The 13,758-nt window shown below is 46.2% G+C and carries 18 protein-coding genes; all 18 read right to left on the bottom strand.

What is annotated here, in order from left to right; translation table 11 throughout:
- Nucleotides 1-23: 23 nt before the first annotated feature.
- Nucleotides 24-1,136, bottom strand: coding sequence for a M14 family metallopeptidase (locus tag ACFO4U_RS07470; RefSeq protein WP_215243741.1), 1,113 nt, complete (start codon nt 1,134-1,136; stop codon nt 24-26).
- 86 nt (nt 1,137-1,222) lie between these two features.
- The gene (locus tag ACFO4U_RS07475; RefSeq protein WP_214690608.1) at nt 1,223-1,621 is read right to left on the bottom strand and encodes a hypothetical protein; all 399 of its coding nucleotides are present in this window, start codon (nt 1,619-1,621) and stop codon (nt 1,223-1,225) included.
- Nucleotides 1,622-1,734: 113 nt separating this feature from the next.
- Complete coding sequence (locus ACFO4U_RS07480; protein ID WP_012727018.1) at nt 1,735-2,202, bottom strand: flavodoxin family protein; 468 nt, start codon at nt 2,200-2,202, stop codon at nt 1,735-1,737.
- A 56-nt stretch (nt 2,203-2,258) separates the two neighbouring features.
- A complete protein-coding gene (locus tag ACFO4U_RS07485) occupies nt 2,259-2,699 on the bottom strand; it encodes a hypothetical protein (RefSeq protein ID WP_074036149.1) in 441 nt (146 codons plus the stop codon).
- The gene (locus ACFO4U_RS07490; protein WP_159562697.1) at nt 2,696-3,346 is read right to left on the bottom strand and encodes an SIMPL domain-containing protein; all 651 of its coding nucleotides are present in this window, start codon (nt 3,344-3,346) and stop codon (nt 2,696-2,698) included. Before ACFO4U_RS07490 ends, ACFO4U_RS07485 begins: the two co-directional genes overlap by 4 nt.
- Before the next feature lie 33 nt (nt 3,347-3,379).
- Nucleotides 3,380-4,123, bottom strand: a complete 744-nt coding sequence (locus ACFO4U_RS07495) for a hypothetical protein (RefSeq protein ID WP_215243740.1) — start codon at nt 4,121-4,123, stop codon at nt 3,380-3,382.
- On the bottom strand, nt 4,120-4,662 hold the full coding sequence (locus ACFO4U_RS07500) for an RNA polymerase sigma factor (protein ID WP_078147384.1): 543 nt from the start codon (nt 4,660-4,662) through the stop codon (nt 4,120-4,122). Before ACFO4U_RS07500 ends, ACFO4U_RS07495 begins: the two co-directional genes overlap by 4 nt.
- A gap of 116 nt (nt 4,663-4,778) precedes the next feature.
- Nucleotides 4,779-4,949, bottom strand: coding sequence for a hypothetical protein (locus ACFO4U_RS07505; protein WP_159562700.1), 171 nt, complete (start codon nt 4,947-4,949; stop codon nt 4,779-4,781).
- 23 nt (nt 4,950-4,972) lie between these two features.
- Complete coding sequence (locus ACFO4U_RS07510) at nt 4,973-5,509, bottom strand: DUF2812 domain-containing protein (RefSeq protein ID WP_215243739.1); 537 nt, start codon at nt 5,507-5,509, stop codon at nt 4,973-4,975.
- Entirely contained in the window at nt 5,506-5,829 is a 324-nt protein-coding gene (locus ACFO4U_RS07515; RefSeq protein WP_031422720.1) for a PadR family transcriptional regulator, read from the bottom strand. Before ACFO4U_RS07515 ends, ACFO4U_RS07510 begins: the two co-directional genes overlap by 4 nt.
- Nucleotides 5,830-6,062: 233 nt before the next feature.
- Nucleotides 6,063-8,633, bottom strand: a complete 2,571-nt coding sequence (locus ACFO4U_RS07520; protein WP_215243738.1) for an ABC transporter permease — start codon at nt 8,631-8,633, stop codon at nt 6,063-6,065.
- Nucleotides 8,630-9,313 (bottom strand): ABC transporter ATP-binding protein, encoded by a 684-nt coding sequence (locus ACFO4U_RS07525; RefSeq protein WP_074033830.1) that lies wholly within the window; start codon nt 9,311-9,313, stop codon nt 8,630-8,632. The genes ACFO4U_RS07520 and ACFO4U_RS07525 overlap by 4 nt, the downstream gene beginning before the upstream one ends.
- A 92-nt stretch (nt 9,314-9,405) precedes the next feature.
- Nucleotides 9,406-10,410, bottom strand: coding sequence for a sensor histidine kinase (locus tag ACFO4U_RS07530; RefSeq protein ID WP_215243737.1), 1,005 nt, complete (start codon nt 10,408-10,410; stop codon nt 9,406-9,408).
- Between the two features lies 1 nt (nt 10,411).
- The gene (locus ACFO4U_RS07535; RefSeq protein WP_215243736.1) at nt 10,412-11,092 is read right to left on the bottom strand and encodes a response regulator transcription factor; all 681 of its coding nucleotides are present in this window, start codon (nt 11,090-11,092) and stop codon (nt 10,412-10,414) included.
- Between the two features lie 105 nt (nt 11,093-11,197).
- The gene (locus ACFO4U_RS07540; RefSeq protein WP_215243735.1) at nt 11,198-11,704 is read right to left on the bottom strand and encodes a hypothetical protein; all 507 of its coding nucleotides are present in this window, start codon (nt 11,702-11,704) and stop codon (nt 11,198-11,200) included.
- A 33-nt stretch (nt 11,705-11,737) separates the two neighbouring features.
- On the bottom strand, nt 11,738-11,944 hold the full coding sequence (locus tag ACFO4U_RS07545) for a hypothetical protein (RefSeq protein WP_214690598.1): 207 nt from the start codon (nt 11,942-11,944) through the stop codon (nt 11,738-11,740).
- A 75-nt stretch (nt 11,945-12,019) separates the two neighbouring features.
- Nucleotides 12,020-13,027 (bottom strand): tRNA dihydrouridine synthase, encoded by a 1,008-nt coding sequence (locus ACFO4U_RS07550; RefSeq protein ID WP_374193976.1) that lies wholly within the window; start codon nt 13,025-13,027, stop codon nt 12,020-12,022.
- Nucleotides 13,028-13,111: 84 nt separating this feature from the next.
- Entirely contained in the window at nt 13,112-13,726 is a 615-nt protein-coding gene (locus ACFO4U_RS07555; RefSeq protein ID WP_215243734.1) for a TetR/AcrR family transcriptional regulator, read from the bottom strand.
- Nucleotides 13,727-13,758 lie beyond the last annotated feature (32 nt).

Here is a 13,758-nt window from a genome sequence, read left to right on the forward strand (position 1 = left end):
TATTCCGACTTCGAGAAACCCTCTTATGTGTCGCGCCAGAGCGCTTCACCTTTTAGATAACCTTCAACGGCTTTCGCTCCTTCTCGTAAAACAGCTTCTCGCCAATCCGCGTTTTCCGGATAGAACATCGCCATGAATTCGTTTTGAATACCGTTTCGTGCCTCAGGGTCCTTTGTCCCTTCAAAGTACAGCCGGTTCTCTAAAATAATCGTTAAAAATTCACGGATGGATGCTTTTGTCGACGTCCCAAACGTACCGAATTCAAATAAGGCAGAAACGAGACCCTTGTCCGGGTATTCCGTATCGCGCACGTAGTAAAAATGATTCGTCGAATCTCCGAGTACCTCGTCCGGGTCATACACGTTGACGTTGTCTAGACCGTACGCTTGTTTTAACTCATCTTCCGTGCGACCGTCCCGTTTGCTGATGACCATCGTGACCTCGTTCGTCGGTCCGAGTGCGGTATGCCAATCGAGATGGACGACTTTTCCGTAGCGCTCAAGTAAATCATGTTGAATCCCTTTTAAAAAGATGGCAGACGGTTCGTCTTCTTCTCCCCCGTAATACACACCTTTCGGGAATTGATATTGCCCCATCCCTTTTGCTCCACTCATCGCTTTGAAGCCATCAAGCTTAATTCCAGAGCCGAGAAATGAATAGATCTGTTCACGCGCCTCATGGTAGTCGTCAATTACTCCATCCGGTACGAAGAGATGGCGCATCAGCTCATATTCACGGTTCACGTTATATGGGACCGACTCACGATCAATGACGTAATTTCTGTTCAAATCGACATTGTGTTCATTGACACGTCGAAAGTGTTTCATCCCCCATGGATTCACTGCATGTATGAGACAAATCCCCGTCGTCTCATGATGGACATGCGCGAGTTGCGTTTGTACAAATTGATGGGTCACCGCGGCGCCCGCATACCCTTCAATCCCATGTTCCCCGATCGTCATGAGAATCATCGCTTTTCGTTCTCGTTTCGGTTCTCCTAAAATGACGTCGATACTCTCATCCCCGATCGAGTGTGTCAACAGCTCCGCTTTCGGATAAAATCGTTTCACTTCAGACAGTAAGTTCAAGAACTTCTCTCGCGACTCTTCGTAAGATGATGAAAAATACTGGCTCATCGCACTCTCCTCCAATCTCTCTTCTCTCTATCCTTTCCCATCCTGAGGCAATCTAAAAACGCCTCCTTTGAGAGGAAGCGTTTCAATCAAGGGGTGCGGATTCGTTTCGAATGTTGACGTCGGAACGCCATCATATAAAAGATTGGTCCAATTAAGACGGCACCGAACAACCAGTAGAGACCAGCATTCGCATACAGTCCTTCGAAAGAACGGAACACCCAAGCGAGAATGGTGAAGGCGACCATCAACTCGATGGTCCACAGTAGCCCACGACGAACCGCTAGGAAGACAGTGTTCGTTTTTTGGAAGAAGGCTGCGACGAATGCGATTAAGAATGCCGGAAAACTCGAAAGCCACAACATTCGATTCAACGAACTTTCAGCAAAGTACGAGTTGCCAAGAGACATGGTGATCAGAAAATGCATCAAGAGGACAAGCACGACGACAATCCAACCGACCAATACATCCCGCTCCATTTTTTTCATCACAACCAGCTTCCTCTCTGAAGAGTTGAATACTATATATTTACCCGCTTTTCTCTTCTTCTCGTCCTCTTCAACTAAAAAACGCACTCTGTTATCAGAATGCGTTTCGTGTATTATCCGACCAACTCACGCGCCCACGCTTTCGCGCGTTCGAGTTCGCCTTCCTTCAACATCTCCGTCGTCCCATCGACGAGGAACGACTCTTTTTGGACACCCGTCGCCCCTTTTTCAATCATTTCCCCTTCGACCCGATTGACGGCATGACCGAACCAATCAATGATTTTACCAAGTATCGGATTCTGTTTCTCTTTGACGACACTCGTGTCAAAGGCAGCCGTCCGTTTCCCTCGTAACGCATTGTCCGAAATTCCGTCCAAAAATACTTTAATGTCTTCCGTTTCGTATCCCCCATGTGTCGGTGAGCCGATGATGACCAGGTCGACATGTGCCAAGTCGCCTAATCCAATATTCAATACGTGTTCCATACGTGCCTCATGGTCTTTCGACAGCTCTTGCTGCATCGCATGAGCAATCTTTTCAGTATGACCATATAGTGAGTCAAAAATAATCAAGATGTTCATGATAAATCCCCCTTTACCGAACCTTTCTTTATTCCCGTTCCCATTTCCACGTTCGTTCATGCTTCTTTTTGGTACAGCGAACTTCGCTTGAAGAACGACCAACTTATCATGATGATGCCCATCCCGAGCAGCAAATAGCCGAAGAAGGTGATAAAATCACGTGAATGATACGGTGCTTCGAATCGATACTCCGCTCGCTTCCACTCCGAACCGTCCTCGACCGCAATGACGTCTTCCACAGACTCCCCGTCGACTTCACGGTACACCGTCCCAATCGGATATCCGTTCGAAGCATTCCCATAGTAACGTCCCGTCTCATCATTGACCACTGTCTCCACTTCACCGATCACGTCACCGAGTGCATCCTCTTCGATTGTTGTGTCGAGCACTTCATATGCGTTTCGGTCGAACACGACAAACGTATAGGCCCAGGAAAGGGCAGATGCGGGCAGCGCAATCGAGAGTGAAAGGAGCATCAAGAAAATCAGTCGCCTCATTTGAGACTCCAGACGAATGTCGCCGAATCACTGACGTCAATGTCATCTGGTTCGAGTTCGGGCATCCGTGATTCCGAATAGACGACGTCCTGACTATAGAGGACGTTTGTAGGCGAAAACAGGTGAATCTCCCCCCACGTGTAGTCAATTTGAAGCAAGTCCCCTAGTTCAGCGCCTGCTCCCTTCGCAAGGAGTTCTGCTCGTTTCTTCGCATTCTCCGCAGCACTCACCAATAGCTGATCTTCAATCGTATTCGGGTCTTTCATCGTGAAACGAATGGAGAGTGTAGGATTTGCGCGAGATTGACTGATTTGTTCGATGACGTCCGATAGTTTGGACGTATCGAGCGCAAATTCGAGCTTCGTCTTCTGTTTACAGACGTATCCGACAAACCGAGACCGATAATTCTCATCTCGATCACGATAGCTCTCATATTCCGTATCGATGGAAAAGTCACTCGTTTTAAGGTCCGTCTTGTCAAACCCTGCGCTCGTGATGGCTTTTTGAAGATGGGACACCGCACTTGTCGCCTCGGTCATCGTATCTTCGTATCGTGGCGCTTTCGAGACAAGGTCCATGTGAATCACAATCAAATCAGGTCGAGATGAGACATTCCCTGTCCCTTTTACGGTAATCTTCCGTTCCATATCCATTTCCCCCTTATCGATTTGAGTTCTCCATTATTCTGAAAATCGCGTCATCATCCAGTGCTCTACTTCATCGAGTGAGTCCAAACCTTGTAAGGACGGGTAAGCATCCCGCTCGAACAACAATCCGTTCGGCGTATCTAAAAACAGATAGCGTTCCCCATCCGGAAAACCGTAATCGGCAATGTCTTTCAATCGAAGTGTCGCTTCATTTTGTTCCCAGACAAACTCGTCATCGTATGGAATCGGCATGAAAATCCCTTCCATGCCTTGTTTCACGTGCGAGATAACGGACGCATCTGTTGTCTGTCCGGTTTCCTTGATGGCATCAGCACGAACAATCAAATCTTGCCCGACTTGCACATCCCCACGATACACATTGGATACGTGTATCTTGGTAAGAGACTGATATTCTGTCTCTCCGTTGAAGTCAATCTCGATATGCCAAATATCCGTGACCGTTCCTCTGACCACGACCGGATCCCATTTTGAGAATAGTTCATCCTCTGTCATCTCCATCATATTTTCCTCGGAAATATCTGGTTTTACTTTTGATTGATCGACAATGTGAACGGAAGTCGCAGTAGAATCCGTGGATAGCGTGATTTGTTCGTTCCAGACATTCGATGTGAAGAGCATGAATCCCGCAGCGACAGCGATGAGGAGTCCTGCTCCCCATTGCAGTCGTTGATAAGGTTTTCGCTCTATCATCATCGATTCCTCTATGTACCGGTCATCGACTTCCCCGAGTAGTCGAAGGATCTGCTCACTTTTCATACGCGAACTCCTTCTGCTTCAAGCGCTCGCTGTAACGCATCCCGCGTGCGCTTCAAAGTCATTTTGACATGGCTCTCACCGAGCTGATGTGTCGTTGCAATTTCTTGAATCGAGTGTAAATAGAAATAACGTTGCATGAACATCACCCTTGTCAGTCGAGGTAGGTCTGCTAGAAATTCATTCAACACGTCGACGAGGTCTTCGTCTTTCATCGATTCCGTAAGGACATGTTCTAGTTCTTCATAGACGAGCGGTACTTCCCCACCGCCGCGTTTTTTTGCATGATTCTTCTTATAACGCTGTAGTGCGAGATTTCGCACGATCTTCGTCAAATACGCTCCGAGTCGAAGCGGACGTGTCGGCGGGATCGACTCCCACGCTTTCATATATAAATCGTTCAAACACTCCTCTGTGTCTTCGCGATTCTGTAGAATATTATAAGAAACACGATGACAATAGCTTCCGTATTTCTTCTTCGTCGCGACAATCGCATACTCCGATCGTTCCCAGTACCAATCGATGATGACCTGGTCATCCATCCAGTTACCCCCTTCGTAATAATCCCTCTATAACTATAGATCCCAACCTCATATCATCGGTCACAATCTATCAAAAAAAACCTCGTCATCGAGACGAGGAATGTTATCCTGATTCATCATTGCTTCCAAATCGATACGACAAGCCCGCCAATGTAGCCAATCATCGCCCCGCTCGCAATCCCATATGTCAATTGAATATGGAAGAAGAACGAGAGAATTACACCGAGTGTCGTCCCCGCAATCAACCCAAAACAAATGATACAATCTTTCCATTCTGGTGAATCCATCTTGCTCCTCCTAACCTATGCGCTCAATCTGACGAATTCATCTCTCCAATCGCTTTGAGACCTTTTAGTGTCCTAACTTTCCGAGTATGATGTTGGACCGCATAAGCCAACATCGCGACGACAGCTATGTTCAATAGGATGGTCCACTGCGCATATGGATTGGAAAGATTCGCTACCACCACAACAAAATTGGCGAGTCCCACTGCTCCATACAGTTGGATGATTCGTTTCTCCCGCTGAATCATCGAATCAAAATCCGAATACAATTGGAACGGTCCGTCACTCGTTCGTTTTCGTAAAAAGATCCACCGATACGACGTATCGACCACTTCGACTCCAACTTCATCTAAGAATTCCATATACGCCTTCGACTCGGGGTGAGAAGGTAAGTTGGACAACAATTCGATTCGGTAGGTGAACGTCCCAGGTTCAACTTGTTTGAACACATATCGCATCAAACGAAAGGATTCGAGCGCCCAACCGGTTTGAGCCATCTCATTGAGCCACTTCTCTTCCTTCTCATAATCAACAAATATGCGATAGACCGTTTTCGTCTTCATGTATCCAACTCCTTCGTCCATTCATGTCCGTGCTGCACCAGTTCTTCTAGTCGCCTTAATTCCGACCGAAGTGCCTCTCGACCAGTTGCCGTGATTTCATACTCTTTCTTCCGCCCCGTACCTTCGAGCGCCTGAATCCAACCTCTCTCTACTAGACTACTGAGGGCGCCGTATAATGTACCTGGCGCGAGTTGAACCCGCCCATTGCTCAATTCTTGAACGAATTGCATCATCCCATACCCATGCCTCGGGACTTGCAGAGATAATAATATATAATAAACCGCCTCGGTTAATGCGCCTGTATTTGACTGTTGTGTCACGTATCCCGCTCCTTTGTATCGTTCTTCGTTATATCGTCATCCGATATATCAAAAATATCCTATTTTTGGTTAATTAACAAGAGCTGTGACAAAATATTTTTATTTTGGTCGTTCTTCGTATAGTTTTGGCAATCTTGTTTTGTTTGTCATGACATCATAAAAAAGGGACTCAATATGTACTGAGCCCCTTGTTTTGTACTTCATGGTTTGTCATGAATTTTTCAATAATCTACTTAATCATTTTCTTGTTTCAATCGGTCGATAATGTTATCTTTCTTTATTTTTGAAACGGAATATAGCATCGAGGCACCCACAATCATAAAAATCATGATGACGACAAACAAAATGCTATTCCACGGCAAGGTAAACGGAGCATCAAACGTATTGATTTGCGCTCGATAGATGAGGTACATGATGAGAAGACTGATGGGAATCCCATACGCAAGGGCTTTCACCCCATAAAAAATGCTTTCATAGTACACCATCTTATTGAATCCTTTCGGAGTCATCCCAACCGAACGAAGCATCGCAAACTCACGACGACGAAGTGAGACGCTCGTTGAAATCGTATTAAAAATGTTCGCAATCGAGATTAGCGAAATTAGCACGATAAACCCGTACACAAATATTGATAAAAGTAACAACATCTGTTCTTGTTGTTCACGTTGTTCCGATACGTTAAAGACATACAAATCCAAATTCTGTTCCGCTTCAATCACTTGTTGTGTGTCCTCGGGGTCATCTGTATTCAACGCGATTGACGGACTCGATTGTTTCATCAAATCCCCGATTGCGTCTTCTTCAAACGTCCCTTCTCGTACTATCACATCTAGCCATCCAAGAGAACCTGTCATCACACCGGTCGGGGCGATATCTGTCATTGCGCCAACTTGAATCGTTCTAAGCGGTGCCGCGTCGCCCGTTGCATTCTCGTCTCTCAATTCAAACGTATCACCGATTTCTGCTTCGACCGTCTCTGAAGTGATGAATTTTTTCTGATCCATGTCTTGATACGAAATCTCATCAATCAAGACGGCTCCTGGTAGGTCCCCGTCTTCAAAACGACTGACAGGCGCTCCGATTTGTTTCAAGTACGCATTGAAACTTTCATCATCTAATTGATAGAGGGATACGTAGTACATAAATTTTCCGTCAACGATCGTTGATGCAAAATTCTCGTTCTTGGTAATCGCACTCGGTAATTGAGATTTGCTGACCATCGTTTGGACCGTTGCATTTTCAAAATATGTTCCGTTCGTCACATGATCTAACGATTCATAACGTCGTAAATCATTTTGATCAAGCGTTGAACCATTCACAAGAATATCGAAATCATAGTCTGCTTGAGACATGTCAAGGGACTGTTCGAGACGATCAGTGAAGTAACTGACCACTAAAAACAGGACGATACTGATGACGAGCGAGAAGACGGTAACCAGATACCGTTTACGGTTGCGCTTCGTATTCTTCAACCCAATCTCTGCTTCTAAACCGAAAAGACGACGAACTAGTTTTGACGTCTTCACTTGTTTTGACGTCAATCGTACATCTTGCGTTTGACGAATGGCGTCAATCGCAGAAATCTTTGAGGCTCGACGCGCCGGAAGATAGCAGGAAATGAAAATGGTTACGCTCGAAATGAAGAGAGTTAATAGTAAAGTAATCGGTGTGACGACAACTTCAAACTTCTCCGTCACGTTTAACGCTTTTTCGGCAAATGCATTGATGAATAGGAATGTGAACGCAATACCCGTAATCCCCGCCAGGATACCGAGTGGAATGCTAATCCCCCCAATGACCATCCCTTCAAAATAGACCGAGTTCCGCTTTTGTCGCTTCGTAGCCCCGATACTTGCCAACATTCCGAGGTAACGAGAACGCTCCGACACACTGATGGCGAATGCGTTATAGATTAGAGAAATCGAACCGATCACAATGACCGCCATGATGATTCCACCAAATCCATATAGCGTTTTACGCAAGCCATCGTCATTTGTCACTCCATAATAACGAAGCAACGAGGAATTGTAGGCGACACGTTCTATGTTCTGTTCGGTCATCAACTGTTTCGCTTCCGAATAAATCGAGTTGTCTACATCGTTCAAGGCGACGAACGTTTCGACTCTTGCTCCATTCAATTCTTGATCATCGATGAATCCGACGACTGTATACCCTGGCGACCAAGTCGGTTCCCAGTCAGGTCGAGCCATCGTTCCAACAACCGTCAATGTCACCGTATCCTCAACGTTTAATTGTTCGAGAATCGTCTCATCTTCTCGGATCAAACCATCATTTTGTGTCAACACGTGACCTGATGACGGATCAATCCGCTCTCCAATCTCAAGTGTCAATTCATCACCGATGTTATAGGTGACGAGGGCATTTTGGCGAATCCCTTCTGAAATGACGACTTCGCCTTCTTTTTCCGGTAGACGCCCCTCAGTCAAGTCAATTGGAAAACTCTTCAATCCGGATGTGTTATAGTTTCGAACATATAAGTATGGTTTGTAAGCATTTTGTGACTCTTCTAGTTGAGCATAACCATCATTTGAAAGGATGACAGCCTTCGTGTTCGCATCATCCCGAATAGCTTCGACTTGCTTTTCGTTTGTATCTAGATACTGAACATGCCATTCTCCGTTATCTGCGATGTCTTGACGAATCATCAAATCCAAAAAAGAAGATCCGAGCGTTGTGACAGCTGTAATCATCGATACAGAGATGATGACTCCGATGATTGTAACAAGCGAGCGTCGTTTGTTCTCGCGCAAATGCCGAAGTGTCATTTTATTGATGATGTTCATGCGCGGACGACCTCATTCTTCGCAATCTTGCCATCTTCAATCGAAATGATACGATCCGCCTGTAAGGCAATCCGTTCGTCATGGGTAATGATGATGAGCGTTTGATTGAATTTCTTATTGAATAGTTTTAACAGGCTCATGATTTCTTCACTATTTTGACTATCCAAGTTTCCTGTCGGCTCGTCGGCTAAGATAATAGCTGGATTACTAATCAGTGCCCGACCGATGGAAACGCGCTGCTGTTGCCCTCCCGATAATTGATTTGGTAAATGGGTCAATCGGTTTGACAAGCCCAAGATGCCGATGATGCGTTCCAAGTGAGCGATATCCACTTTTTGTTCATCTAATAGCATCGGTAACGTGATGTTCTCTTCGACCGTTAAAATCGGAATCAAGTTATAAAACTGATAAATCAAACCGATTTGTCGACGACGGAAAATGGCAAGCTGCGTCTCGTCCAATGCATAAATGTCTGTTTGATCAATCAACACCTGTCCACTCGTCGGCACATCGACACCACCAAGTAAATGCAACAATGTCGATTTCCCCGAACCCGAAGGCCCGACGATACAGACAAATTCACCTTTCTTCACCGTGAACGAGACGTCATCGAGCGCTCTGACCTCCATCTCGTCCTTGCCGTATACTTTCGATAAGTTTTGCACTTCTAATATGTTCATGTTTGCACCCTCCAGTACTTGATCTACTTCGAGTGTACCGAGTGAGTGTGACTCGTCTGTGACTCGAAAGTGACGATTTCGTCACTTAGCGGTCAGACAACTGCTTTATAGAAGCGAATATGAAAATCCGTTCCGACCCCAGGTTCGCTTCGAACAGTCAACTCACCTTCCTGGCTCATAATGATACTGTGTGCCATGGCAAGCCCAATCCCGACACTTTCTTCGCTCGCATTCATACCTTTATAAAACCGTTGGAAAATGTACGGGAGGTCTTGTTTTGCGACGCCAATCCCCGTGTCACGAATCACAATTTCTGTATACAGCGTATTTTCACTGAACTCGATGAATACATCGCCCTGTTCCGGCGTATGCTCCACGCAATTTTTTAAGATGTTGATGAGTGCCTCTGTCGTCCACTTCAAATCACCCTCGAATGTAACATCTTTTTCGCCTTGAACGTGAAGTCGTTGCATTTTAATATCAATCGGTACGAGCATCGGTTCCGCTACGGCTTCAATGAGCGCAGGGACAGATACCAATTCGCGCTTGAAATGTATTGTCCCGGCATCAATTTTTGATAGTTTGAGAAGAGAAGACAAGAGCCACTCCATTCGTTCAAGTTGTACTTGTACGTTATGGGTGAACTCTTGACGCTTTTCCTCGGATAGACGAGGGTCACTGAGGAGATCCGCCATGACGGTCATCGAGGTGAGCGGTGTCTTCAATTGATGGGAGATATCGGAGATCGCATCCGTTAACTTCTGTTTATCTTCTTCAAGATGCGCTCCTTGTTCAGATAGCATTTTCGTCACTTTGTAGAGTTGGCTCTTTAACAAACTGAGCTCCCCTTCGCGATTATCACGGACATCCAATGTATAGTTGCCATTACTGATTTCTTGAAGATATCCCGAGAGCTGCTCGATTTCTCGATAACGCCATGCCGTGAAACGATACGTAACGCCGAAAAGTATGATTGCTAATAGGACGACCAGAACGGCCGCCTCTATGGACATGAATAAGACGGCAATACCTACAGCTATTCCAATAAAAAATAGACAAGTGAACAAGTATATTCTTATTTCTTGGTTTCGCAACATATTAACGCCCCACCTTGTATCCGATTCCACGCACAGTCGTAATAAGCATCGGGTGTTGTGGATCATCCTCTAGTTTCTCGCGGAGTCGCTTAATATAAACGGTCAACGTATTATCGTTCACGAATTCCCCACCCACATCCCAAATCTGATCGAGTAGTTGGGCCCGTGACAACACTTGCCCTGTATGCCTCCCAAAGATGAGCAACAAACGATACTCGAGCGCTGTCAACAAAATTTCGTCCCCATTCTTTTTTACTTTTGCATCTTGCGTATTGATTTCAACTGGACCAATCGTCAACAGAGGCGAGCGTACGTTTTTATTGTATCGACGAAGTACCGAGTGAATTCGTGAAACGAGTTCTCGGACACGGAACGGTTTCGTGATGTAGTCGTCCGCTCCCATATCGAGTCCCATCACCACATTCACTTCATCATCGAATGCCGTCAGAAAGATGACAGGGATGTCTTGTTGTTGCTTCACGAGCCGACATAAGTCATATCCACTCCCATCTGGCAGTGACAAATCAAAGAGGCATAAATCAATTGTATGTAACTGTTGTTTAATCATAAGCGTCGCGTCAGCCACGTTTTGGCATAACGTTGTTCTAAATTGTTCTTGTTCGAGTGAATATTGGAGACCGGAGGCGATCGTCCGGTCGTCTTCTACGATTAGAATATGCATGGTATTCCCTCCTGACTCTTCTCCCCATAATATAGCAGTCTTTATTCAAGTGAGGTGAGAAATCAAAAATCCCTAACGAGAAATCTCGTCAGGGAGGACAATACGTTATTTGCATGCGGATGAGGATGTTGTAACTCGAAGGCACTCCGGTCGTACGAATCCGACTTCGCCTAAGAATCGTAATGCATCTATCGTCAACTCGTCGAGCTTGATGGATTGAACTTTCGGCTTGGTCTGTTCATCGACCCACACTTTCCAAATCTCGATTTCCTCCGCCGTCTTCAAATGGTCGGTTATATATTCGACGAGCTGTTCTGCTCTCGCATCGGAATAAAGCCAACGCAACTCTACTACGTGCGGTTTTGAAGAATACGCCTCGACGTTCTCCATCGCATAATAGAGACTATGTTTAATCTCAATCTCGTCAAGTTGCTCTTCCGACTCGACGTTCATCAAAATCTTTTCATCACGGTCGAGGTCCTCGACGTCTGTCAGAATGTCAGGCAACACGATGCCTTTTTGGATGGCCTCGTTGATAGATAAGAACTCACCATATGGATTTTCGACTTCTTTTAGTGGGTGATCGCTCACAATAAATTGGAATTCACTCATGTGAAAGCCCCCTCTTGTTTTAGTAATGGGTCGCTATCGTTTCATCGCACGAATGGATATGAAAAGACCAATCACATATCCGATGATTGAACCGATGACAATACCATATATAAACGGAAAATCAACTAATGAAGAGATGACGATTCCGCTAACCGTGCCAAATACAAGTCCAAGCCCGACTACTGATTCGCGCCATTCGCCCCTCCTCTTCTTTCCACTCATTACATACGAATCGACCATATGAAACGTTTCATCGTCATCTACTATTTTTCATATAAAAAAGGGACCCAGTATTCACTGACCCCCTTCAAAAAACTATTCGACTGTCGAGACCGCCTCAGCGAGTGCTGCCTCTTCTTCATGATATTTCTCGACAAAGGCATCGAGTAACGCTCGTACCTCATCCGTCGATTTCGTTTCCATCAAGTTATGACGGAGCTCGCTCGCCCCACGGAATCCTTTGACATAAATCTTGAAGAAACGGTGCAAGTTCGAAATCGAACGCGGCACGTCTTCTTGGAATTTATCCTGAAGGTCCAGTTGCAGACGCAATAGATCAAGGTGTTCTTCCATCGAGTGTTCGCGAGGCTCTTTCTCGAACGCGAACGGGTTCTTGAAAATCCCGCGACCGATCATGACACCATCGACCCCGTATTTCTCAACGAGCTCGAGTCCCATTTGACGGTCGAGGATGTCCCCGTTGATGGTGATGAGCGTATCCGGGGCGATCTCGTCCCGCAACTTCACGATGTCCGGGATCATTTCCCAGTGCGCGTCGACTTTACTCATCTCATTGCGCGTGCGCAAGTGAATCGACAAGTTGGCGATGTCTTGTTTCAAGAGATGCGTCAACCAGTCACGCCACTCATCGAGCTTCGCGTAGCCGAGTCGCGTTTTGACGCTGACAGGGAGACCACCGGCTTTTGCTGCTTGAATGAGCTCAGCCGCAACTTCCGGACGGAGAATAAGACCGCTCCCCTTCCCACGTTTCGCCACGTTCGGGACCGGGCAACCCATATTGATATCGAGTCCTTTATAGCCCATCTCGGCCATCCCGATACTCATTTGACGGAAATATTCCGGATTGTCTCCCCAGATGTGGGCGACCATCGGCTGTTCGTCCTCAGTGAACGTCAAACGACCACGGAGGCTACCTTTTCCTTCCGGATGGCAATAGCTGTCCGAGTTCGCGAATTCTGTGAAGAAGACGTCCGGGCGTCCCGCGTGGGCGACGACATGACGGAAGACGACATCGGTCACATCTTCCATCGGGGCAAGTATAAAGAACGGACGCGGAAGGTCGCGCCAAAAGTTTTCTTTCATCGTAAAATCAGTTCCTTTCATCCATACAGTCCAACAAAATCACTCATCTATTCTATTATGTCCGTCGGATTGTATCAACTGACATTACTCATGATCCGTTTCTTTCGAGCGAATGAGTTGAAAAAAGTGCGGGAATCCTTCGGTCAATAAGTAATGAAGCACACGATTCGTGTATTCCGGTTCAATCGTTCCCGTGCGAAGTAGCGTCTGCAGCACCATCCCGTCAATCCCGGCCATCGTCCATGTCGCGACCGCCCGAGTCATCGGCCCTTGCTCGACTCCGTAAGCCCGTACAAAGATCGCCTCAATCCGTGTAATCCAGTCTTGATATTTCTCTCTGAACTTTTGTTCGATGTCCTCATTGCCAATCATCGCTTCGTGGGCGAGATAAAATTGAAGTCGGCTCTCCGCATCTTTTTGAAGGCGCTCCTGCATACCTTCATAGATTTCCTGAATAATCACCGCCGCTTCCTTTCGATCGTCATGGGAGACGGTCTCAATGCGTTTTACCTCACCGAGCCCCTCGTCCATCACGTCATATAGAATCGCCTCTTTGGACGTGTAGTAATGATAAATCGCACCCGTACTGAATCCGGCCCGCTCCGCAATCCCTCGGAGCGTCGTGCCTTTGATGCCCTGTTCGACGATGATTTCACGCGCAGCTTGTAAGATTTTCAACTTTCCTTCGTTCATCATCATCTCGCACCCTCCTCTGTTTTCAACGCTCATTA

The organism is Exiguobacterium profundum (assembly GCF_042652865.1).
GTDB classification, from domain to species: domain Bacteria; phylum Bacillota; class Bacilli; order Exiguobacteriales; family Exiguobacteriaceae; genus Exiguobacterium; species Exiguobacterium profundum.

Coding starts and splice junctions, on each gene's coding strand:
- ACFO4U_RS07505 (WP_159562700.1), bottom strand. CDS start 4,949: ATGGATTCACCAGAATGGAAAGATTGTATCATTTGTTTTGGGTTGATT.
- ACFO4U_RS07525 (WP_074033830.1), bottom strand. CDS start 9,313: ATGAACATATTAGAAGTGCAAAACTTATCGAAAGTATACGGCAAGGAC.
- ACFO4U_RS07540 (WP_215243735.1), bottom strand. CDS start 11,704: ATGAGTGAATTCCAATTTATTGTGAGCGATCACCCACTAAAAGAAGTC.
- ACFO4U_RS07550 (WP_374193976.1), bottom strand. CDS start 13,027: ATGAAAGAAAACTTTTGGCGCGACCTTCCGCGTCCGTTCTTTATACTT.
- ACFO4U_RS07495 (WP_215243740.1), bottom strand. CDS start 4,123: ATGAAAAGTGAGCAGATCCTTCGACTACTCGGGGAAGTCGATGACCGG.
- ACFO4U_RS07485 (WP_074036149.1), bottom strand. CDS start 2,699: ATGAGGCGACTGATTTTCTTGATGCTCCTTTCACTCTCGATTGCGCTG.
- ACFO4U_RS07510 (WP_215243739.1), bottom strand. CDS start 5,509: ATGAAGACGAAAACGGTCTATCGCATATTTGTTGATTATGAGAAGGAA.
- ACFO4U_RS07500 (WP_078147384.1), bottom strand. CDS start 4,662: ATGGATGACCAGGTCATCATCGATTGGTACTGGGAACGATCGGAGTAT.
- ACFO4U_RS07555 (WP_215243734.1), bottom strand. CDS start 13,726: ATGATGATGAACGAAGGAAAGTTGAAAATCTTACAAGCTGCGCGTGAA.
- ACFO4U_RS07520 (WP_215243738.1), bottom strand. CDS start 8,633: ATGAACATCATCAATAAAATGACACTTCGGCATTTGCGCGAGAACAAA.
- ACFO4U_RS07535 (WP_215243736.1), bottom strand. CDS start 11,092: ATGCATATTCTAATCGTAGAAGACGACCGGACGATCGCCTCCGGTCTC.
- ACFO4U_RS07490 (WP_159562697.1), bottom strand. CDS start 3,346: ATGGAACGGAAGATTACCGTAAAAGGGACAGGGAATGTCTCATCTCGA.
- ACFO4U_RS07545 (WP_214690598.1), bottom strand. CDS start 11,944: ATGGTCGATTCGTATGTAATGAGTGGAAAGAAGAGGAGGGGCGAATGG.
- ACFO4U_RS07475 (WP_214690608.1), bottom strand. CDS start 1,621: ATGAAAAAAATGGAGCGGGATGTATTGGTCGGTTGGATTGTCGTCGTG.
- ACFO4U_RS07480 (WP_012727018.1), bottom strand. CDS start 2,202: ATGAACATCTTGATTATTTTTGACTCACTATATGGTCATACTGAAAAG.
- ACFO4U_RS07470 (WP_215243741.1), bottom strand. CDS start 1,136: ATGAGCCAGTATTTTTCATCATCTTACGAAGAGTCGCGAGAGAAGTTC.
- ACFO4U_RS07530 (WP_215243737.1), bottom strand. CDS start 10,410: ATGTTGCGAAACCAAGAAATAAGAATATACTTGTTCACTTGTCTATTT.